The sequence below is a fragment of the Amycolatopsis jejuensis genome, from assembly GCF_000717335.1.
Lineage (GTDB): Bacteria > Actinomycetota > Actinomycetes > Mycobacteriales > Pseudonocardiaceae > Amycolatopsis > Amycolatopsis jejuensis.
This window is the reverse complement of the sequence record NZ_JNYZ01000011.1, coordinates 417555-438232: the sequence shown is the minus strand read 5'-3', so window position 1 is coordinate 438232 and position 20678 is coordinate 417555. Positions and strand designations below refer to the sequence as shown.

Below are 20678 nucleotides of genomic sequence, written 5' to 3'. Positions count from 1 at the left end.
GTAAGCCGGTCAGGAAGGGGCAGCCCGCAATGGCGGCGGGAGCAGCCCGTCGGGGAGTGGACTGTCGTACGGCATGCCCCGCAGCCGCTCGTCGAACTCTGCGCGGGCGGCGGCGAGCAGCGATGGGTCGGTGAACGCGGCGACCGCCGTACCGGCCATGACCTTGGCCGCGTGCAGCATTCCCTTGTGCGCAGCGGGAAGTTTGCCTTGTGCGACACGTTGCCACGAGTGCGCCGGGGTGGCGAGCGCGTCGCAGGCGATGTGACACTGCGCGGTCGGGACCGTCCAGCTGACGTCGCCGACATCGGTGGACGTCCCGGCGATCGGCCGGTCACCGTTTTCGCGGAACGGCACGACGCCGTCGTGCAGCGGGCTCGGGTCGGCCGGGTCGATCTCCGCCGCTCGCCGGGCCGCGGCCACCTCGGCCGGGCCGGGGAGGAAGGCGGCCGCGGTGCGCCGGTCGGCATCGTCGAACGGGACCGGACCGAGTTTCTGCAGTACCTCGGACATCGCCCGGTCAAGGACGTCGTTGGCGAGCAGTTCGGAGCAGCCGCCGTCGTAGTCGATCGCCACCTCGGTTTCCGTCATGAGCGCCGCGCCCTCCGCGATCTTGCGTACCCGGTCGTAAAGGGCACGCATTTCGGCGACCGTCTGGGCACGGACGACGTAATACACCGAGGCATGCGCCGGTACGACATTCGGCGACACGCCACCGGCGTCGAGGATCGCGTAATGCACCCGTGCGGAGCCGGGCATGTGCTCACGCAGGAAGTTGACGCCGACGTTCATCAGCTCGACCGCGTCGAGCGCGCTGCGGCCGAGCTCGGGCGAGCCGCCGGCGTGCGATGCGCGGCCGGTGAAGTGGAAGTACGCCTGGCAGTAGGCGAGGGTGTGCCGCTGCGCGACGCGGGTGACGGCCGCCGGATGCCACGTGAACGCGGCGTCGACGCCGTCGAATGCCCCGCGTGCCACCATGAATGCTTTGCCTGCCGAAGCTTCTTCCGCGGGACAGCCGAAATACCGGACCGTTCCGGGAAGATCGTGCGCTTCCAGGTACTCGGCGGTGAGGACTGTCGCGAGCAGTGACGCGGTGCCGAGGAGGTGGTGACCGCAGCCGTGCCCGCAGTCGCCGGGGTTCGCCGGTTCGGGCTCGCGGACGGGCGAACCCGCCGCCTGGTTGAGCCCGGCGAGCGCATCGAATTCGCCGAGGAAGGCGATGACCGGGCCGCCGTGGCCGCGGTCGGCGCTGAACGCGGTGGGGATCCCGCCGATCTCGCGGGTGACCGTGAGCCCGTGTGCTTCGGCGACCTCGATCTGCGCCTCCACCGCGTAGTGCTCGGCCCACCGCAGCTCGGGCCGGGCCCAGATCCGGTCGCTCAGTGCGGTGAACTCTTGCTGGTACTGCTCGTTCATTGGGTGCGCTCGGACAGCAGCCGGATGGCCGATTCCCAGTAGTCCGCGCTGTGTGCGGCCAGCCGCCGTTCGGCCTCGTCCGCGTCGCCGCTCTCGATGGCCTGGCAGATATCGTCGTGCGCGGCCACCGACGCGCGCAGCGTGCCGGGTTGAGTGATCACCCGCTGCTGCAACGGATCCAGGATCGCGGTGTCCACCAGCTGTGACAGCATCTGCTCGAGCCGGGGGCTGTCGGCCAGCTCCCAGATCTTGCGGTGGAACGCGCGGTCGAGGCTGCGCTGCTTGTCGATCGACTGCCCTGCGGCGAACGCCTCGCCTTGCGCCTCGACGAGCCCGCGTAGCTCGGCGACCTGCTCCGGGCTGCCGAGGGTGGCCGCGCGCCGGGCCGCGAGCGTTTCCAGCCGGGTGCGGATCACGTACGTCTCTTCGATGTCACGCGGGCTCATCGTACGGACCATCCAGCCCCGCTGCGGCAGCGCGACCAGCATCCCGTCGTACTCCAGGCGCTGCATGGCTTCCCGCATCGGAGTGCGGCCCACGCCGAGCTGATCGGCCAGCACCAGCTGGCTGAGCATCGTGCCCGGCAGGATTTCCTGGTCTTGAATCTTGCGGCGGAGCCGCTGATAAGCCAGCTCTCGCTGCGGCTGATCTGCATCCACCCCTTGACTATAGGGCGTACCCGACTAACATACAACTCTCATATTAGCTGCCGACAGTTCGAGTACAGCTTGCCGACCGGGTGGGCGGCCCGGACGCAACCGGGTGCCATACCCCCCGGCCGCGACCGGCCGCCCGGCGTCCTGCCCGCGCGGTGTCCATCGGGTGAGGGTGTCGGATCACCCCGCGATTTCGCAGAGGAGTCCGTGGATGTCGAGTTCGGCCGATATCGCCGTGGTCGGAGCCGGTCCGGTGGCGCTTTCGCTCGCCGCGCTGCTGGTCGGCCGGGGCCGGAAATGCGTGGTGGGCAACCGATCGCCGGAACGGCTCGGCCCGATCCGGCAGCGCGGCGGCGTCGAGGTCGACGGTGATCTCGACCCGGGGTTCGTGCCCCTGCCGGAATTGACCACCGACCTCGGGCAAGCAGTCCGCGACGCGTCGCTGGTGCTGTACGCGCTGCCCGCGTTCGCCCACCTCGACGCGTTTCTCACCACCCTGCCGCACCTCGGCGCGGGTACGCGCGTGGTGTTCCTCAGCGGCTCGGGCGCCTCGCTCGAAGCGGCTTGCCGGGCAAGGGAATCCGGCCGTGGGTACGACGATCTGGCGTTCGGCGAGACCGCGACCCCGCCGCTGTCCGCCCGCATGACCGGCCCCGCGTCAGTACGGGTGAAACTGCATGCCACCACGCGATTCGGGGCGTTCCCCGGGATCAACACCGAACGGATCGCAGACGAGCTGGCGCAGCTTTTCGCCGTCACGGTCACGCCGACGGCGCTCGATCCCGCTGTCAACAACCCGAACTTCCTGATCCACCCGGCGCCGATGCTGCTCAACTACGCCGAGGTCGAGCGGTCGCGCGGCGAGCTCTCGCTCATCAACGAAGGGATGACCGAGGGCGTGCTGCGCGTGCTCGACGCGGTGGACGCCGAGAAAATGGCGCTGCAGCAGGCATTGGGCCTCGAAGTGCTGCCCATCGACCGGTTCTACGAGCTGGCCGGCACAGGCGCGGGCGTGTACCGCAGCCCGGGCGAGAACTTCGGGGCCGGGTACCGCGACCGGATCTGGGACCGCTACATCGACGAAGACGTGCCGTACGGGACGGTCCTCTACGCGTCCCTAGGGCGGCTGGCCGGGGTGCCCACCCCCGTTTCGGACGGCATCAACCGGCTCCTTTCCGTTGTGAAACAGACGGATTTCGAACAGCGCGGACGTTCTCTGGCCGCGCTCGGGCTCGCCGGGCTGGACCGCGCGGCGGTACCGGCCTACCTGCGCACCGGGGACCGGTAGCGGCTGATGCACCACGACCACGATGGGAGAGTCAGGATGAGCAGACTCCGGAAGTACCGGCTCCTCGCCGGTGGCATCGCCGTAGCGCTGGCGGTCACGGCCTGCGGCGGCGGGCCTGCCGCGGCGCCCGGCGGATCCACGGGTACCCTGCACGATCTCCTGCCCGAGGAGGTCAGCTCGAAAGGCGTGCTGGTGGTCGGCACTGGCACCACGTACGTACCGGTGAATTTCCTCGCCGACGACAAGAAAACCATGACCGGATTCGTCCCGGAGATCATCGAGGCGATGGCGGCGGAGCTGAAGATCAAGGTGGAGTGGACGCATACCCAGCTGGCCTCGATCCTCACCGGGGTGTCCTCGCGCAGGTACGACGCGGGCATCATCTTCGCGGACACGAAACAGCGCGAACAGGCGGCGTCTTTCCTTGCCCTGTACCAGGAAGGCCGCCAGTACCTGGTGCGCGCCGACTACAATGGACCCGAAGTGCCGCCGTGCGGGGCGTCGATCGGGGTCAACAACGGCAGCGTCGACGCCGCCCGGATGCCAGCGCTGTCCAAGACGAACTGCGAATCGAAGGGACAGCCGGCGTACCGGATCGCGTCGTACCCCAGCACGGCCGCGAGTGAGCTGGCCCTGCGCAGCGGGCGCGTCGAGTTCGTCCCGTCCGGCGCGATCAGCCTGGCCTACCTGGTCAGCCACACCAGCGGCGTCAAGGTGCTCGGCAGCCAGGTCGATCCGGCGTACTACAGCATGGGAATCGCGCGGGACAGCACAAAACTGATCGACGCGTTGAAGGCGGCGTTCCAGCAGGTCGTCAAATCCGGCGCATACGGCAGGATCATGGCCAAGTGGAACGTCTCCGGCTTCGCCATCGACAAGCCGATGGTCGACGTGGCGGAGTCATGAGCGGCCCCGTCGTGCACGCGCCGGAGGTGCCGGTGACCTCCGACGCGGACTCCGCGGACCGGGTCGCGCGCCGGTACCACGTCTGGCGATGGGTCAGCGTGGTGGTGCTGGTGGTGCTGCTCGTGTCGTTCGTCCGGTCCGCGGCCACCAACCCGCGGTTCGAATGGGACATGTTCGGCAGCTACCTCTTCAGCGACACCATCCTGGACGGCGTGCGCATCACCGCGATCCTCACCGTGGTCTGCATGCTGATCGCGATCGTGCTCGGCGCGGTCCTGGCGGTGATGCGGATGTCGTCGAATCCGGTGCTCGTCGCGCTCAGCACCGGGTTCGTGTGGCTCTTCCAAGGCACGCCGATGCTGGTGCAGCTGCTGCTGTTCTACAACATCGCGGCCGTGTACCCGAAGCTGTCGCTGCACATCGTGTTCCTGCCGCCACTGTTCGAGGTCGAGGCGAACACGGTGATCACCGCGATGGTAGCGGCGGTGCTCGGGCTCGGGCTGCATGAAGCGGCGTACATGGCGGAGATCATCCGTGCGGGCATTTCCGGCGTCGATCGCGGGCAGAGCGAGGCCGCTCGGGCGCTCGGGATGTCGCGGTGGCACACGTTCCGGCGGGTGATCCTGCCGCAGGCCGCCCGGCTGATCGTGCCGCCGACGTCCAGCCGCACGATCGGCTTGCTGAAGTACACGTCGCTGGTCAGCGTGCTCGGGCTCGGCGACCTGCTGTACAACGCCGAGCAGGTCTACTCGCAGAACTTCAAGCCGATCCCGCTGCTGCTCGTCGCGTCGCTGTGGTACCTGGCGATCACCACGGTGCTGATGGCCGGACAGTCGTGGCTGGAGCGGCGGTTCGGGCGTGGGTTCGATCGCGGGGCAATCCGTCCGGCGCGGGCCCGCCGGTCGCTGCGTTCGGCCGGGGGTGCCCGATGAGCGACGTACTGGTGGAAATCCACGACGTGCACAAGGGCTACGGCTCGGTGTCCGTCCTCAATGGAGTGAGCATGCAGGTCCGCCGAGGGGAGGTGACGTGTGTGCTCGGCCGGTCCGGTTCGGGCAAGACCACGTTGCTGCGCAGCGTGAACCACCTCGAGCGGATCGACGCGGGCTGGATCCGGATCGACGGCGAGCTCGTCGGGTACCGGCGCGGCCGCCGGAAGTTGCGCGAGCGGCCGGACCGGGAGGTCGCGCGGATGCGGTCGGAGGCGGGCATGGTTTTCCAGCAGTTCAATCTGTTTCCGCACATGACGGTGCTGGACAACGTGATCGAGGCGCCGATGCGGGTGCGCGGGATGCCGCGCGCGGACGCGGTCGCGCGAGCCCGTGAGCTGCTCGACCAGGTCGGGCTGGGGCCGCAGGCGGAGATGTACCCGCGGCGGTTGTCCGGCGGTCAGCAGCAGCGCGTCGCGATCGCCCGTGCGCTGGCGATGTCGCCGAAGCTCATGCTGTTCGACGAGCCGACGTCGGCGCTCGACCCGGAACTCGTCGGCGAGGTCCTGCAGGTGATGCGGCGGCTGGCGGGTGAAGGGATGACCATGATGGTGGTGACGCACGAACTCGCCTTCGCCCGTGAGGTCGCGGATTCGGTGGTGTTCATGGAAAACGGCCGGATCGCCGTCACCGGCACCCCCGGCGAGGTGCTGCGTGATCCCGGGCATCCGGGACTCGCGGCGTTCCTTTCGCGGTTCAACTGACCTGCTGCCCCGAGGAGACCGGGTGAAATTCGGCTTTTCGCACCATCCGACGAATCCGTACCGCGAGCACGTGGAGCTGGTGCGCGCGGCCGAGGGAATGGGGTTCGACCACGCGTGGGTCCCGGACCAGACGTTCCTGCGCGACCCGTACGTCCTGCTGGCCGCGATGGGATCGGCGACGAGTTCGATCACGCTGGGGCTCGGCGTCACCAACCCGTACACGCGACATCCCGCGATCGCCGCCCGGGCCATCGCGACCGCGGAGGAGTTCGCCCCGGGCCGGACCGTGTTCGGGATCGGGGCGGGTAATCCGAAGGAGGTGGTGCGCGCGCTGGAGCTCCAGGATTCCTTTGTGGTGGCCCGATGCGAGGAGATGGCGGCTGCGGTGCGGGCGTTGCTGCGCGGCGAGACGTTGGCAGTCGACGGCGAGCATTACACGTATCACGATGTCCGGCTCGGGTTCGAGGTGCCTCGTCCCATCCCCCTGTACCTGGCCGGGCGGGGGCCGAAAATGCTGCGGGCGGCGGGCCGCGTTGCCGATGGGGTGATCGTCGGCAGTATCGCCACCGAATCCGGGTACCGGTATGCGTTGGAGCAGGTGGCGAAGGGTGCGGCGGACGTCGGCCGGTCGATGGCGGAGCTGGATCTGGTGGCGTGGACGGTGGTCGAGGTGACCAAGGACCGGGCGCGCAGCCTGGGTAAGTACCGGGGTCAGATTGCGCACATCATCGCGAACGCGCCGGACAGTGCGTTGCGCCGGATCGGGGTTCCATGCGTTGCTGCGGCGGCGATCAAGGAAGCGTACCGTGGGAGTGGGTCGGCCGGTGCTTTTGTCACTGACGAGTGTGTCGATGCCTTCGCGGTGATCGGTGACGCGGATTATTGCCGACGGCGGATCTCGTACTTGGCCGAGGTGGGGGTGAGCCAGGTTTCCGTTCTGCTGCCTTATGATCGTGGGCTGGATGAGTATCGGGTTCAGCTCGAAGTTTTTGCCCGGGAGATTGTCCGGCACTTCCGGTGAGTATTTCGGGGGACGCGCTCGGCGGCGCGTCCCCCTCGTGGTTCAGCTCACGGTGAAGGTGCCGATTTCGTGGGCGGCAAGCACTTCCGGGTCCACTGCGGCGCCGAGGCCGGGCGTGTGCGGGACCATCAGCTGTCCGCCGGTGAATTCGATCGGTTCCCTCCCGAGTTCCGCGGTCAGCAGGAATTGGGCCGCCTGCTCGCCGCCCATCGTCACGCTGGGGCTCGAGCAGCCGAAGTGCAGGCACGCCCGCGCAGCGACCGGGCCTTCGAGCGCCCCGCCGACGTAACAGCGGAGCCCGGCCGCCTCGGCGACGTGGGTCATCCGCTTGGCCGCCGAAATTCCGCCGCCGGTGTTGATGTACACGCTGATCAGCGACGCGGCCCGGGCCTCGGCCACGCGGTGGACTTCTTCCGGGCTGTTGGCCGATTCGTCGGCCATGATCTCCGTGGTGACGCGCGTGCGGACCTCGGCCATCCCGGCGAGATCGTCGGCGTGCACGGGTTGTTCCATGAACTCGATGCCGTACTCCTCCATCGCGAGTGTTGCGCGGACGGCCTCGCCGACCTGGTAACCCTGGTTGGCGTCGGCGCGGATCCGGACGTCCGGGCCGACGGTCTCGCGCACTGCCTCGAAGGCCGCGATGTCGTCGTCGACGTTGTCCCGTGCACCGACCTTCACCTTCAGGATCGTGAAGCCGCGGGCAACCATTTTCTCCGCCTCCGCACAGAGTTCGGCGAGCGGCATGATGCCGAGCGACCAGCTCAGCGGGATTCCGGGCCGCACGAGCCCGCCGAGCAGCTGGTACACCGGCACGCCGAGCGCGGTGCCGGCCAGGTCGTACAACGCCATCTCGACGGCACTTTTCGCGCGCGGGTTCCGGGGCAGCGTCCTGTCCATGACCGCCCGGACTTCTTCGATGGCGAAAGGGTCTTTGCCGAGGACGGCCGGTACCAGCCGGTCGCGCAGCTGCAGGGCGACAGTGTCCTGGGTTTCGCCGGCGTGCGAATGCCCGACCATGTGCGGTGCCTCGCCCCAGCCGGACACCCCCTCGTCGGTGCGCACCTCGAGGAACACCGATTCCTGGTACCGCGTGGTGCCGATCGCCATCTTGTGGCTGCGGCTCGTGGGGATCCGGGTCAGGTGCAGACGGGCTCCGACGATCTTCATGCGTGATCCTGCCTCTCGTGCCGGAATGCGGGCATGGACCGCGGGTGCGGTCCATGCAGCGGGGGAAGTTCTTGCACTCTAGGAGAAATACACCTAGGATTCAACTAACATATTAGGTGGCGGCCGAGTGTCGCGGAAGTGTTCGCCGCGGATCTTCACGGCTGGCTCGGGTGTCGATCGCAGAAGGAGCGCACGATGGCAGTCAGTGCACAGGAAACGGTCAGCACGACGGACCTCTATCGGGACGCAATCGTCGTCGACGCTTCGATCGCGCCGCGGATGGACGAGGCGCAGATCGAGCGGATGACGGCGGCGGGCGTCACGGCGGTCAACTGGACGGTGTGCAGTCCACACGCGGAATTCGAGGCCGCGCTGGCGGAAATCGCCGCGGGGCTGGAGGTGATCGAGCGGCACGCCGACCGGCTGCTGCTGGTCCGCCGCGTGGCGGACATCGCCGAGGCGAAGCGGACCGGACGGGTCGCGGTGATCCTCGGCCCGCAGAACCTGCGTCCGGCGCATCCGGGGAAGTTCGCGATCCGGGTGCTGTCGGAGCTGAACGTGCGGATCTGCCAGCTTACCTACAACGAGCGCAACCTTTACGGCGACGGCGCGGCCGAGCCTGCGGACGCCGGGCTGAGCGTGGCCGGGCGCGACGCGATCGAGGAGATGAACCGGCTGCGGATGGTCGTCGACATCTCGCATTGCGGTGATCGCACCACGCGGGAGGCGATCGACGCGTCCGCGCACCCGGTGGTCATCACCCATGCGAACGCGCGGGCGCTGCATCCGAGCCCGCGCAACAAAACCGACGGACATCTGCGTGCGCTCGCCGCGCGGGGCGGCGTGATCGGGCTGGCGTTGTGGTCGCCGATGCTTCGGTTCGACCGGTGGCCGGACGTCGGCGATTTCGTCACGCACGTCAAGTACGTCGCCGACCTGATCGGGCCGGAGCACGTCGGCATCGGGACGGACCACAACGAGAGTGCGGACCTCGAGGAGTGGACCCGGAACTCGAGCCGCGGGTCCGGCCGGTACCAGTCGGTGACGGGTCGGATGGGGGACTGGTACACCTACGAAACCCGTTGTGCCCGAGGGGGTTCGAGTGTGCTCAACCTTCCGGCGGTCACCGAGGCCATCGCCGCGAGCGGGTTCACTTCCGAGGAGATGAAGGGCATTCTGGGCGGCAACTTCCTGCGCGTTTTCGGTGCGGTGTGGGGCAGTTGAAACTTTTCTGGGGCAATTTCGCGGATCGAGAACCTGAAACGGAGGTGGCGCGTCTACCCCGATGGCGTGGTGCCCGGATCGATCACTGGTCGGGCGGGCGCCGGAGCCGGTAGAAAGGACTGAGTGTCCGGGGAGGGAGCACCCAGATGGGGTCGAGGTTCGTGCCGTCGGTGGTGATGGCAGTGTTGCTGGTGCTGGCAATGGTCCAGCCCGCTGCTGCTGCGCCGTCCCCTCCGCCGGGGCCGCCGGAGTGGCAGGTGACCGGTGGCAAGGTGGTCTGGACGGCGCCGAAGCCGCTGTTCGGCGATGCCGGGGTGGAGTTCTGGTCCGGCGGCAGGCTGCTCGGCCGGGCGCAGCCGGCGCAGGACCAGCGCACGTTTTCGTTGCCTGCAGCCGGGATCCGGGACGTACGTGGGCTGGAGGCGCGGGTCGGCGGCCAGCCGCGGCAACCCCCGCCGGCGGCGACGTCGAATCAGGTACCGGCGGTGCCGCCGGGTTTGCCCGCGAGTGCCACAGATCCGGGTAAACCGGGGCACTACGAGACGATCAAGGGCGAGTACTCGCTCGATCCGGTGCGGCTGCCGGGGCTTGACGGGCCGATCGAGATGCAGGGCGTCGTGGTGGCGCCCAAGCATGCGGTCGGTGTCCGGCCGCTGGTGCTGTTCCTGCACGGCAGGCATGCGCCGTGCTACTACCCGGACAAGCCCGACGTCCCCACTACGTGGCCGTGCCCGGTGGGCAGCCTGCCGATCCCGAGCCATCGCGGTTACCTGCAGACGCAGGAACTGCTGGCGTCACAGGGATATGTCACGGTGTCGATCGCCGCGAACGCCATCAATGCGCTCGACTTCGCGGTGCAGGACGGGGGTGCGCAAGCGCGGTCCTCGCTCGTTCGGCGGCATCTCGCGCGGTGGGCGGACTGGTCGGGTGGCGCACGCCCGTCGGCGCCGGGGATCGTGCGGGACGCGCCGATCGCCGATCTGTCGAACGTCCTGCTGGCCGGGCATTCCCGGGGAGGGGAAGGGGTGAACCGGGCGGCGCTGGACAGCCTGTACCCGCCGCCGGGGGACACCGGGTTCACCGGCCCGGTCCGGTGGAAGATCCGGGGCACCGTCTTGATCGCGCCCACGGCGTTCGGGATGAACCCGGCGCCGGACGTACCGTCGGTCACGCTCCTTCCGGCGTGCGACGGGGATGTCGCGGATCTGCAGGGACAGCAATACATCGACGCGGCCCGCGGCGTCAGCCGGGACAAGGCATTGCACAGCGCGCTCTACATCGGCGGCGCGAACCACAACTACTTCAACGCCGAGTGGACCCCGGGCCTGGCCGTGGCGCCGGCCCACGACGACATGCGGCCCGAGAAACCCGACCCGAACTGCTCACCCGGCGCGGCGGGGCGCCTCACCGACGCACAACAGCGCGCCGTCGGTGCCACCTACGTCGCGGCGGCCGCACATCTGTTCCAGGAGCACGATCTGCGGGTACAGCCGTTGCTTGACGGTTCGGGTGTACGAGCGCCGTCCGCCGATCCGGCGCACGTGTTCAGCCATGCTTTGGGTGGCGCGCGGAAGCCGGTTCTGGTCCCGGGATCGGCCACTCAGGTGAGCGGCAGCGCGGACGTGTGCCGGCAGGTCGGTCCGGAGAAACCGGGTCCGGGGAATCTCGGTCCGGAGAAACGGTGTCTCAGCGACGAGGTGGGCCTCAAGTCTCCGCACTTCGTCGGCCTCAGTACGGCGCCCGATCCCACCCGGACGGCAGTGCACCTGCGCGGCGGTGGCCCCGCGGTGATCCGGTTGCCCGGCCCGGTTCCCGCCGCCGGCGCACGAGCGCTGACGATGCGGATCATCGCGCCGCAGAGCGCTCCTGCCCAGTCGTACGAGGTGGCGGCCGTCGATCCCGGCGGCAGGCGGACCGCGCTCGGTTCGGTCACGGTCACCGGGTTGCCGGGGAGGGAAAGGGCGTTCTCGTACTGGGGTCAGGAGGTCCGGGTGCCGCTGCCGCCGCATCTCGATCTGGCCGGTTTGGAGTTCGTGTCCCGCACGGCCGGTGCCGAGGCGTGGCTGCTGGACGCGTACACCTGGCGGCCGGGCCTGCCGGACCCGGATCCGGCGCCGTTGACCCGCGTGGACCTGGGCACCATTTCGGTGGACGAGGGCGATTCCGGCGAGAAGACGTACCGGATCCCGGTCACCGTCACCGGGGACGGTGGTGGTGACCTGCGGGTCTTCCGGGCAGCTTCGACGCCGCAGGCCGGGGAGGAGTGGACGTACCAGGAGGTCTCGCTTGCGCCTGGGCAACACACCGTCGACATCCCGGCCACGATCACCGGCAACACCCGGTGGAGCTCGGACTACCGGATATTCGCCGATGTCAAAGCCACCCGCGGCGTTGTGGTGGGGGCGTACGAGGGCGACGTGAACGTGCGGAACGACGATCGGCCGCCGAAGGTCACGGTCAGCCCGGCGAGCGTGTCGGTGGCCGAAGGCGGAGCGCTCACCTGGCACGTGGCCCTGTCCGAGGTGGCCGACGCGGAGGTCCCGATCATCGCGACGGCGATGGTGCCCGCGTCGGGGCCGGAACTGCTCACCACGGACGTCGACCCGGAGTGGCTGAAGCGGTTCCGCCGCGCCCCGTTGCCCGCGGAGAAGCTGTCGGACGGGCTGCAGTTCGACGCGGTCATCCCGGCGGGATCGTCGAGCGTGGACCTGGTCCTGCCGACCCTGCGGCACGCCGGTGCCGATCCCGCCAAGCACGTGAAACTGCATGTCACCAGCTATCCGGAGGAGGTGAGTCCCGAGGTCGACGTCACCGGCACGGTCACCGACGCCGGTTGATCGGTTTTCCGTTGCAGCAGCAGGACAGTGCTGTTCTCGGCGACCATGGTGTAGTCCGTTTCCTGCAGCCGCTTGAGGAGGTCGGCCTGCTCGGACACGCTCAGCGGCCAGGCTTTCTCCGGTTTGGTCGCGGCAATCCACTCCGGACGTTCGGCCTGGTTGGGGTAGGTCGGGTAGAAGAGCACGCGGTGCCTGCTCGTCAGGTGCGGCGCCAGCCGGTTGGCCGCGGCGACGGTGGCGCCGTCCGGGATGCGGGTGAGGATCTGGTCCGCGGCAGCCTGCTGCGCAGTGGTCCAGCGCGGCTGGTTGTCGTGCACCATCCAGACGGTCGTCGCGCCGATCGCCGCGACCACTGCGCAGATCGGCACGGCCCGGCGTGGCCACGGCCGCCGCATGCGGGTGATGCCGTCGAGGGCGGCGAGGAAGACGATGGGGATGAGCACGGCGTCGTAGTAGAACGAGGGAGTCCAGTAGAAGGTGAAGTCCGAGATCATCCGCCACCCGAGGGTCGGGATCACCAGGATCACGAGTGGCGAGCGCAGCGCGACGAATGCGGTGGGCGCGAGGAGCACGGTCAGGGTCAGCAGCTTCATGCCGATCCCGTCGAAGGGTGCGAGGTGCGAAAGCTTGTCCCCGTAGGCGTAACCGCCGCGGCTGTTGATGGCCGGAAGCACCACCTTCATGATCAGTCCGGTGGTGAGCACCCCGGCCGCGACGGTCGCCCAGCCGAGCCGCCGCTGCCCTTGCCACACGAGGTAGACCCCGATCGCCGCAATCGTCATCGGCAGGTCTTCCTTCACGAGCACGAGCGGCGCCGCCCAGGCGACCGCCGCGCCCCACTGGCGACGGTAGAGCCGCTCCACCGCGAACGCGAGCAGCGGCACGGCGAAGCAGACCTCGTGGAAGTCGCAGGTGATCGTCCGCACGAGCCCGGCCGACAGCACGTACCCGGCCGCCACCGCGAGCCCCGCATTCCGCCCGAGTACCCCGACCGCGACCCGGGTCACCGGAATCGCCGACACCGCAATCAACGCAGCCTGCGCGACCAGCAACGTCACCGCCGAGGGCCACAGCAGATAGAACGGCGCGAGCACGGCCAGGATGGGCGAGAAGTGATCCCCGAGCAGCGGGTAGCCGGGCATCTTGAGGTCCGATACCGGCCACTGCCCCTCGGCATAGGACCGCACCGCCTGCTCGAAAAGCCCGAGATCGAGGCCGGTGGTCTGAAAGGTCCGCTGCAAGGTGACCGACCAGACGGCATAGATGACGAACGCAACCCCCGCCACCAGATAGGGCAACCCCCGCCGGCCACCGCCACCCACACGGTTGCTGCTGTGCGCAGTACCACCCTGCGCTTCCCCACCGGGCACCGCAGACCGGGTTTCCGACTCGATCATGGACCCCTCCGTGTCAGGCAGTTACGTCCTGTAACACGGTGTAAGATCGACGGCGGGAAAACGTCCGATCGACGGCCGCACCCGGTCCTGCACGAAGAGGATCAGGGTCCACCCGCAGGAGGACCCCGCATGAGCCCGCAGTCGTCGCCGAGGTTCCGAGACCCGGGCCTGACCTGCCGATTGCTGGGCGGCTGGCTGGTCTCGATCTGCCGACCGGTGCGCAGCTGGCTGGTCCCGTTCTGCCGACCGGCGCGCGGCTGGCTGGTCCCGATCTGCCGACCGGCGCGCGGCTGGCTGGTCCTGATCTGCCGACCCCTGCGCAACCGGACGTCGCGACCCGCCTCACCGCCACCGGACGTCGCGACCGGCCTGAGCGCCACCGGACCAACCGCCCCTCGCGGAGCAACGATGACCGAGCCCACCACCCGGCTGGCCATTCCGCCCGGGACAGTCCACACGGAACAGTCGGCGGGCAACCGCAACGGTGCGTCGGCGGATCCGTCCACTTCGGACTTGCCGGCGCGGGGTCGGCGTGGTCACCTCGACGGCCCCGCACCCCAGACCGGCGCCGCCGACCTTGCCCGGTCCCCAGCCGTCCGATCCGTCACCCTCGCCGGGCCACGACGCGCCTGCCGCGGCCGTCGCACCCGAAGCAGCAGTGCCACTTTGGCAGGCGGGTAGCCAATGCGCAGGTTCTTCGAGTGGACCGGGGCAAGGCCGTTGGCCACTGACGTGCTGATCGTCGTCGTGCTCGGTGGGTTTTCCGTGTTGAGCGTGCTTTTCTCGCGGGAAAAGCAGTGGGCGATCGCGGTGCTGGGAGTCGTGTTGGTGGCGCCGGTTTTCGTGCGGCGTAAGGCTCCCGTTGCGGCGATGCTGGTTTCACTCGGCACTCTGCTCGTGCAGATCCTGTTGCCGTTGCCGTTGGCCGGGAAGATGATGCCCGCGAATCTTGCGCTGGCCGTCGTGATCTACTCGGTCGTCCTGCACGGGCGTGCGGTCGTGACGTGGGGCGGCGTCGTCGCGGCGGAAGTCTTGTTCGTGTTCTGGGCCGGCGACCTGGGGTCGACGATCTGGCTCATCCTCTTCCTCATGCTCACCGGCATCTTGATCGCCGCGGTAGCGATGGGCGAGGCGGCCAGCATCCGGCTGCAGCAACTCGCCGACGCACGCGCGCACGCCCGCGACGCCGAAGAACGCCGCGACGCCCTCGCCCGGGCCGCGGTCGCCGAGGAGCGCACGCGGATCGCCCGCGAGATGCATGACATCGTCGCGCACGCCGTGGCCACGATGGTCATGCAGTCCGAAGGCGCGCGGCTGCTCGGCGCACGCGATCCCGTCGCGGTCGACGCAGCGCTGCGCACGATCGGCGTCACCGGCCGGACTGCGATCACGGAACTCCGCAGCATCCTCGGAGTCCTGCGGGAAGCCGAGACCGGCACGGCACCACAGCCCACAGTGGACACTCTGGACGAGCTGGTCACCCAAGTCCGCGCCGCCGGACTGGAGGCGGAGCTGACCGTCAAGGGCGACACCGCCGACGTACCACCCGGCGCGGCAATGACGGCGCACCGGATCGTCCAGGAAGCACTCACCAACGTGCTCAAACACGCACCGGTCGGCGCGCGGTGCACGGTCACCGCGGACTACGGCAATTCCGGAGCCCGCGGCCGGGAGATTTTGATCGAGGTCCGCAATGACGGCGGCCGCCCGGCAGAGAGCAGAGGCCCTGGGGACGAGGTGCGTTCGGTGGGTGCCGGTGGTGGGGCGGATGCTGGGGATTCCGGGGATGGGGTGCGTTCGGTGGGTGCCGGTTATGGGACGGATGCCGGGGATTCCGGCGATGGGATGAGTTCGGTGGGTGCCAGTAGCGAGCCGGAAGCCGGGGATTCCCGAGACGGGATGCGTTCGGTCGGTGCCGGTGGTGGGCCGGGCGTCGGGGGTCTCGGCGAAGGGGCGCCGTCGGCGGGTGGGGCGGATGGCGGGAGTTCCGGCCCCGATGTGCCTGAAATCAACGGCGATGGCGCGCGGGTCGCGGAAGTGGACGGTTCGGCGGCGGAGATGCGTAGACCGGCTGGTGCGGGCGGCGGGACCCGCCCTGAAGACCTTGTGGGAGCTGAGGATCGGGTGCGGGAGTTGGGCGTCGGGGACGACAGGTCGCCAGGACTGCGTTCCGGCGAAGGGACCGGTGGACAAGCCCGGCAGGCGGGACCTGCCGGGTCCGGTTACGGTATTGCCGGGATGCGGGAGCGTGCGTTGATGTTCGGTGGCAGCTTCGTGGCCGAGGGGCAGGTCGGCGGGGGATTCGTGGTCGCTGCCCGGTTTCCGTTTCCCGATGGGAAAGAGGCCCGATGACTGCGCCCAGCCGGGTCCTCATCTGTGACGACCAGGTTCTCATGCGGGGCGGCCTCCGGATGGTCGTGGACAGCGCCGACGACCTCACCGTCGCCGGGGAAGCCTCGGACGGCAAGGACGCCATCGCGCAGGCGGCGGCGCTGCGTCCGGACCTCGTCCTCATGGACATCCGCATGCCGGGACTCGACGGCGTCGAGGCGACGGCGCGGATCTGCGCTGCGGATCCGGACGTCAAAGTCCTTGTCCTGACCACTTTCGACCTCGACGAGTACGTGGTCGCGGCCACGCAGGCCGGTGCGGGCGGGTTTCTGCTCAAGGACGCCAGCGGGGAGGAGATGCTGGTCGCGATGCGCGCGGTGCTGCGGGGGGACCGGGTGCTCGCGCCGGTGGTCGTCGAGCGGATGATGGAGCAGTACCTCAGCAGGCAGGTCGTTCCGGTGGCCGACCCGCGGCTCGCGCGCCTGACCGACCGGGAACGGGAAGTGCTCGTGCTGGTCGCCCGCGGGCTGCACAACCACGAAATCGCCGAGCGGATGTTCATCGGGGTCACGACGGTCAAGACGCACCTCGGCCGGATGCTGCACAAGCTCGGCCTGCGGGACCGTCTGCAGGCGGTGGTGTTCGCGTACGAGAGCGGGCTGGTCAGGCCGGACGGCCGGTGAATTGCCCGGTGGGATTGGCAGGCCTGCCGCGGAATCGGCGGGTCGGTGACGCCGACGGGAGCCCGGTGGGCGGGTTACTTGCGGCTGATCGGGCTGGAGGCGTAGTGCGTCGACCGGAAGTCCGGTGAAATGCGGGGGAAGCTCGCTGACCGAAACGGCAGCGCAGGGAGCCGATTGGCAGCCCGGCGAGTGAGCCGGGACCCGGCGAGTGAGCCGACCAGGAGCCTGGTGGGGCAGAGGAGGCAGGGACTCAACCGGGGAGCCCGGCGAGTGAGCAACCTGGTGGCAGGCGGGGGTTCGGTGGCCGGTCAGCAGGGCCGGAGGTCAACCGGGAGCCCGGTGGGTGAGCCGGAAGCCCGGTGACCGAGCCGCCACGCAGCGGGGCAGCAGAAACCCCGATGGGTGAGCCGGGAGTCTGGTGAAGCTCGCTGACCGGACCTGGCAGCACCGGGAGCTGACTGGACCTCCGGTGAGCAGGCCGTGAGGCTGGGGCAGGCCCGCTGACCGGACCCGGCAGCGCAGGCAGCCGACCGGGGACGCCCAGCGGGGAAACCGATACCCCGGCACCGGATGTGCGTCCAGTGCCGGGGCAGGCACCTCAGAGCTCCGTCGACCGGCGGCGGATTGTCGGGGCGATGCGGGCCAGTGCGATGCCGGCGGCCAGCAGCGCGAAACCTGCCAGCAGGAGCCACAGCACGTTGACTCCGGTGAAGGCCAGGCCGCCGGTCACGCCGGCTGCGGAGGCGGCGCCGATCTTCTGATACATGGGTTTCTCTTTTCTCTCGGGAGGGTTTCACCAGCTCTTGCGGGTGCGCAGCAGCGCGTCCGCGTACGCCTTGACGTGGCAGGCTTGCAGGAAATAGTCCAGGACCAGCTCGTACATCGACGCGGCCAGGAGCATCTGCCGCCAGCCTCGGTAGCGGACCGTTACTACTCGCTCGACCACGAAAATCGACGAGATGGCCAGCCATGCCGGGTTCACCTGCAGGCCGCCGTGGGTGAGGCTCAGTGCGATGGCTGCCAGGTACAAGCCGGTCACCAGTACGCCGGCCATGGTCAATAGCTGCCGTCCCCAGTAGCGCCACGTGATGTGCGTCAGTCCATATTGGACGCAGTTCTCCACGGCGCCGCGCTTCCACCGCAGCCGTTGCGCCCACAGGGCTCGCCAGGTGGTCATGACTTCGGTTTCCAGCGTGCAGTCACTGGGCGAGATCACGCGGTGGCCCAGGTGCAGCAGGGCGAAGGTGAGTTCGTTGTCCTCGGTCAGCACAGTCGTGTCGTAGATTCCGCCGGAGCCGTCGCCGGTGGGGAGTTTTCCGGCCAGGCGGGCGGCCGCTACCTCGTGCAGCGTGCCGGCGCGGAACATTGCCGCGGTTCCCGTCAGTACCAGGCATTTCCCGCGCAGGCGGTGGACGTCTCGGGCGTAGCGGGCGTACTCGTTGCGCTGCAGGTGTCCTACGAAGCCGCCGCCTGCGCTGCCTCGGAAGACGCCGCCGACGCCGCCGTAGCCGCGGTCCAGGTGGCGTAGCCCGACGGTGACGAACTGCGGGTCCAAAGTGGAATCCGCGTCTTGCACGAGGACCACGTCGTCCTCGTCGAGCTGGGGTAGCAGCCAGGCCAGCAGCTGGTTGAGTGCACCGGCTTTCCGATGGGTGTTGCCCACGGAGGCGCGTACCCGTGCGCCCGCGGCCATGGCGATCGCGGCGGTGTCGTCGGTGCAGTTGTCGGTGACGACGAAGACCTCGTCGACCTTACGGTCCTGCGCGCGCAATGCGGCGATGGTCTGCGCGATCTGCGCTTCTTCGTCGTGCGCGGGGATCACGGCCACGACCCGCGGACCGCCGGAACGGTGCCGTCCGGCCCGCGGCTGGGCGAGCGTGGGTGCAGACATGGGCGAAGGTCCTTCGTCGGGAGCCATCGTGCGGCCGGGCAAACCGCACTCGACCCGTACTTCGCCAGTTGACACGGAACGCTACACAGAAAATCATCAGTTCACCCTGTTGGGGGAGTTTAACCACCCGCCGGTGCGGGTTGGACAGCGATGAACTGGGGTTTCCCCGAACGGTAGCGCTCCGTGACAGTCACTCTGCGTGGAAAACAGCCCTCATCCGGCCCAGCGTTCGAAAATTGCGGCGAGCCCCTGTCCGCCGCCGATGCACATGGTTTCGAGGCCGTAGCGGGCCTCGCGGCGGACCATCTCCCTGGCCAGCGTGGCGAGGATCCGGGTGCCGGTGGCGCCGACGGGGTGCCCGAGCGAGATGCCGGACCCGTGAACGTTGACGCGTTCGAAGTCCTTCGCGCCGAAACCCCATTCGCGGGTGCAGGCGAGGGCTTGGGCGGCGAAGGCCTCGTTCAGCTCGATCAGGTCGAGGTCGGCCAGCCCGAGCCCGGCGCGGTCGAGGGCGGCGCGGGTGGCGGGGACCGGGCCGATGCCCATCGTCCGGGGCGGGACCCCGGCGACGGCCCACGACACGAGCCGCACCAACGGGCGGAGGCCGAGGCGGGCGGCGTGGTCGGGGTGGGTGACGATGCACATTGCGGCGGCGTCGTTCTGGCCGCTGGCGTTCCCGGCGGTGACGGTCGCTTCGGGGTCCTGTTTGGACAGTACCGGTCGCAGTTTTGCCAGTGTTTCCAGGGAAGCGTCGGCGCGGGGGTGCTCGTCGGTGTCGACGACGGTTTCCCCGCGGCGGGTTTTCACCGCAACGGGAATGATTTCCTCGGCGAAGATCGGTTGCGCGGCGACTGCGCGCTGGTGCGAGGTAACGGCGAGTTCATCTTGTTCCGCACGGGAAATGGAGTACTCGCGACGCAGATTTTCGGCAGTTTCCAGCATTCCGCCGGGTACCGGATAATCGCGGCCGCCCGCGGTCACGCGTCCGCGGGCGAGACTGTCGTGCAGGGTGACGCCGTTTCCTTTGACCCCCCAGCGCATTTCCGCGGAATAAAAAGCGACATTGCTCATGCTTTCCGTGCCACCGGCAATCACCAGGTCATTCACCCCGGAGCCGACCTGCATCGCCGCCTGCAGAACGGATTGCAGGCCCGATCCGCAGCGCCGGTCGACCTGCATGCCGGGGACGGTGATCGGGAGCCCGGCGTTGAGGGCGACGACGCGGCCGATGGCGGGGGCTTCGGCGGTGGGGTAGCAGTGGCCGAGGATGACGTCTTCGACCGCGGCCGGGTCCAGGCCGGTGCGTTCGAGCAGGCCGCGCAGCGCAACTTCGCCCAGTTCCGCGGCGCTGAGTGGCTGCAGGCTGCCGCCGTAACGGCCGATCGGGGTGCGGACGGGCTCGCAGATGACGACGTCGCGCTTGTTCACATGAACCGCCCGCCGGTGACCTCGAGGACGGTGCCGGTCATGTAGGACGACAGGTCGGAGGCGAGGAACAACACGACGTTCGCGACCTCGGCGACCTCACCGGCGCGGCGCATCGGGATTTCGCTCATTTTCTGTTCCCACGCTTTCTCCGGCATCGCCTCGGTCATTGCGGAGCGGATGAGCCCGGGCTGGACGGCGTTGACCCGGACGCCGTGGTGGGCCATTTCCTTCGCCGCGGCTTTGGTCAACCCGACGATTCCGGCTTTGGCCGCGGAATAGTTGGTCTGCCCGACCATTCCGACCTTGCCGGACAGCGAGGAAATGTTCACGATCGCGCCGGATTTCTGTTCCCGCATGATCGCCGCTGCTTTCCGGGTGCCGTTCCAGGTGCCCTTGAGATGCACGGACACGACCTGGTCGAACTCGTCCTCGGTCATCGTCCGCATGGTGGCGTCGCGGGTGATGCCCGCGTTGTTCACGACCACGTCCAGCGAACCGAAATCGTCGACCGCGCGGGAGAGCAGAGTGTCCACATCGGACGCTTCGGTCACGTTGCAGCGCACGGCGGCCGCCACCTCCGGACCGCCGAGCCGCTCCACTGCGGCTTCGGTCGCAGCGAGATCGAGATCGCCCAGTACCACGCGGGCGCCCTCGGCCACGAAGCGTTCGGCGATGGCGTAGCCGATGCCCTGGGCGCCGCCGGTGACCACTGCGGTCCGGCTCTTCAGCAATGCCATGGG

At 69.0% G+C, this 20678-nt stretch carries 17 protein-coding genes; 9 read left to right on the top strand and 8 right to left on the bottom strand.

From position 1 onward, the window contains the following. Positions 1–9: 9 nt before the first annotated feature. Both OO71_RS17225 and OO71_RS17220 read right to left on the bottom strand, forming a co-directional pair. The gene (locus OO71_RS17225) at positions 10–1413 is read right to left on the bottom strand and encodes an amidohydrolase (protein WP_033290743.1); all 1404 of its coding nucleotides are present in this window, start codon (positions 1411–1413) and stop codon (positions 10–12) included. Beyond that, positions 1410–2072, bottom strand: a complete 663-nt coding sequence (locus OO71_RS17220) for a GntR family transcriptional regulator (protein WP_051791646.1) — start codon at positions 2070–2072, stop codon at positions 1410–1412. The genes OO71_RS17225 and OO71_RS17220 overlap by 4 nt, the downstream gene beginning before the upstream one ends. A gap of 208 nt (positions 2073–2280) precedes the next feature. Here OO71_RS17220 and OO71_RS17215 point away from each other — a divergent pair, with 208 nt between their 5' ends. The 5 genes from OO71_RS17215 to OO71_RS17195 are packed head-to-tail and all read left to right on the top strand — an operon-like array spanning position 2281 to position 6977. Further along, positions 2281–3357 carry an NAD/NADP-dependent octopine/nopaline dehydrogenase family protein gene (locus OO71_RS17215; RefSeq protein ID WP_033290742.1) on the top strand — a complete coding sequence of 359 codons (1077 nt, stop codon included), beginning with the start codon at positions 2281–2283 and terminating at the stop codon, positions 3355–3357. 36 nt (positions 3358–3393) lie between these two features. Next, complete coding sequence (locus OO71_RS17210; RefSeq protein WP_033290741.1) at positions 3394–4263, top strand: transporter substrate-binding domain-containing protein; 870 nt, start codon at positions 3394–3396, stop codon at positions 4261–4263. Then, a complete protein-coding gene (locus tag OO71_RS17205; RefSeq protein ID WP_051791645.1) occupies positions 4260–5195 on the top strand; it encodes an amino acid ABC transporter permease in 936 nt (311 codons plus the stop codon). The genes OO71_RS17210 and OO71_RS17205 overlap by 4 nt, the downstream gene beginning before the upstream one ends. Next, positions 5192–5956, top strand: coding sequence for an amino acid ABC transporter ATP-binding protein (locus OO71_RS17200; RefSeq protein ID WP_033290740.1), 765 nt, complete (start codon positions 5192–5194; stop codon positions 5954–5956). Before OO71_RS17205 ends, OO71_RS17200 begins: the two co-directional genes overlap by 4 nt. 22 nt (positions 5957–5978) lie before the next feature. Beyond that, positions 5979–6977, top strand: coding sequence for an LLM class flavin-dependent oxidoreductase (locus OO71_RS17195; RefSeq protein WP_033290739.1), 999 nt, complete (start codon positions 5979–5981; stop codon positions 6975–6977). 42 nt (positions 6978–7019) lie between these two features. On the opposite strand, the gene OO71_RS17190 is transcribed toward OO71_RS17195, so the two are convergent. Beyond that, positions 7020–8147, bottom strand: a complete 1128-nt coding sequence (locus OO71_RS17190; RefSeq protein WP_033290738.1) for a mandelate racemase/muconate lactonizing enzyme family protein — start codon at positions 8145–8147, stop codon at positions 7020–7022. Between the two features lie 195 nt (positions 8148–8342). On the opposite strand from OO71_RS17190, the gene OO71_RS17185 reads away from it, so the two are divergent. Then, complete coding sequence (locus OO71_RS17185) at positions 8343–9371, top strand: dipeptidase (RefSeq protein WP_051791644.1); 1029 nt, start codon at positions 8343–8345, stop codon at positions 9369–9371. A 146-nt stretch (positions 9372–9517) separates the two neighbouring features. Further along, positions 9518–12208 (top strand): alpha/beta hydrolase, encoded by a 2691-nt coding sequence (locus OO71_RS17180; protein WP_033290737.1) that lies wholly within the window; start codon positions 9518–9520, stop codon positions 12206–12208. Here the strand turns inward: OO71_RS17180 and OO71_RS17175 are convergent. Continuing rightward, positions 12148–13605, bottom strand: coding sequence for a DUF2079 domain-containing protein (locus tag OO71_RS17175; protein WP_063740075.1), 1458 nt, complete (start codon positions 13603–13605; stop codon positions 12148–12150). The genes OO71_RS17180 and OO71_RS17175 overlap by 61 nt on opposite strands. Positions 13606–14289: 684 nt before the next feature. Between OO71_RS17175 and OO71_RS47485 the strand changes: the two genes are divergently transcribed. After that, positions 14290–15957, top strand: coding sequence for a histidine kinase (locus OO71_RS47485; protein ID WP_051791643.1), 1668 nt, complete (start codon positions 14290–14292; stop codon positions 15955–15957). Beyond that, positions 15954–16619, top strand: a complete 666-nt coding sequence (locus OO71_RS17165; RefSeq protein WP_033290736.1) for a response regulator — start codon at positions 15954–15956, stop codon at positions 16617–16619. The genes OO71_RS47485 and OO71_RS17165 overlap by 4 nt, the downstream gene beginning before the upstream one ends. 598 nt (positions 16620–17217) lie before the next feature. Here the strand turns inward: OO71_RS17165 and OO71_RS51270 are convergent. The 4 genes from OO71_RS51270 to fabG form a co-directional block, all read right to left on the bottom strand. Next, positions 17218–17385 (bottom strand): hypothetical protein, encoded by a 168-nt coding sequence (locus OO71_RS51270; protein WP_169776542.1) that lies wholly within the window; start codon positions 17383–17385, stop codon positions 17218–17220. Positions 17386–17412: 27 nt separating this feature from the next. Further along, positions 17413–18510, bottom strand: coding sequence for a glycosyltransferase family 2 protein (locus OO71_RS17160; protein ID WP_033290735.1), 1098 nt, complete (start codon positions 18508–18510; stop codon positions 17413–17415). Positions 18511–18723: 213 nt separating this feature from the next. Next, positions 18724–19938 (bottom strand): acetyl-CoA C-acetyltransferase, encoded by a 1215-nt coding sequence (locus tag OO71_RS17155; protein ID WP_033290734.1) that lies wholly within the window; start codon positions 19936–19938, stop codon positions 18724–18726. Beyond that, positions 19935–20675 carry a 3-oxoacyl-ACP reductase FabG gene (gene fabG / locus OO71_RS17150; RefSeq protein ID WP_033290733.1) on the bottom strand — a complete coding sequence of 247 codons (741 nt, stop codon included), beginning with the start codon at positions 20673–20675 and terminating at the stop codon, positions 19935–19937. Before fabG ends, OO71_RS17155 begins: the two co-directional genes overlap by 4 nt. Positions 20676–20678 lie beyond the last annotated feature (3 nt).

Coding starts and splice junctions, on each gene's coding strand:
- OO71_RS17205 (WP_051791645.1), top strand. CDS start 4,260: ATGAGCGGCCCCGTCGTGCACGCGCCGGAGGTGCCGGTGACCTCCGAC.
- OO71_RS17165 (WP_033290736.1), top strand. CDS start 15,954: ATGACTGCGCCCAGCCGGGTCCTCATCTGTGACGACCAGGTTCTCATG.
- OO71_RS17190 (WP_033290738.1), bottom strand. CDS start 8,147: ATGAAGATCGTCGGAGCCCGTCTGCACCTGACCCGGATCCCCACGAGC.
- OO71_RS17180 (WP_033290737.1), top strand. CDS start 9,518: ATGGGGTCGAGGTTCGTGCCGTCGGTGGTGATGGCAGTGTTGCTGGTG.
- OO71_RS17160 (WP_033290735.1), bottom strand. CDS start 18,510: ATGTCTGCACCCACGCTCGCCCAGCCGCGGGCCGGACGGCACCGTTCC.
- OO71_RS17215 (WP_033290742.1), top strand. CDS start 2,281: ATGTCGAGTTCGGCCGATATCGCCGTGGTCGGAGCCGGTCCGGTGGCG.
- fabG (WP_033290733.1), bottom strand. CDS start 20,675: ATGGCATTGCTGAAGAGCCGGACCGCAGTGGTCACCGGCGGCGCCCAG.
- OO71_RS17175 (WP_063740075.1), bottom strand. CDS start 13,605: ATGATCGAGTCGGAAACCCGGTCTGCGGTGCCCGGTGGGGAAGCGCAG.
- OO71_RS47485 (WP_051791643.1), top strand. CDS start 14,290: ATGCGCAGGTTCTTCGAGTGGACCGGGGCAAGGCCGTTGGCCACTGAC.
- OO71_RS51270 (WP_169776542.1), bottom strand. CDS start 17,385: ATGTATCAGAAGATCGGCGCCGCCTCCGCAGCCGGCGTGACCGGCGGC.
- OO71_RS17210 (WP_033290741.1), top strand. CDS start 3,394: ATGAGCAGACTCCGGAAGTACCGGCTCCTCGCCGGTGGCATCGCCGTA.
- OO71_RS17200 (WP_033290740.1), top strand. CDS start 5,192: ATGAGCGACGTACTGGTGGAAATCCACGACGTGCACAAGGGCTACGGC.
- OO71_RS17225 (WP_033290743.1), bottom strand. CDS start 1,413: ATGAACGAGCAGTACCAGCAAGAGTTCACCGCACTGAGCGACCGGATC.
- OO71_RS17185 (WP_051791644.1), top strand. CDS start 8,343: ATGGCAGTCAGTGCACAGGAAACGGTCAGCACGACGGACCTCTATCGG.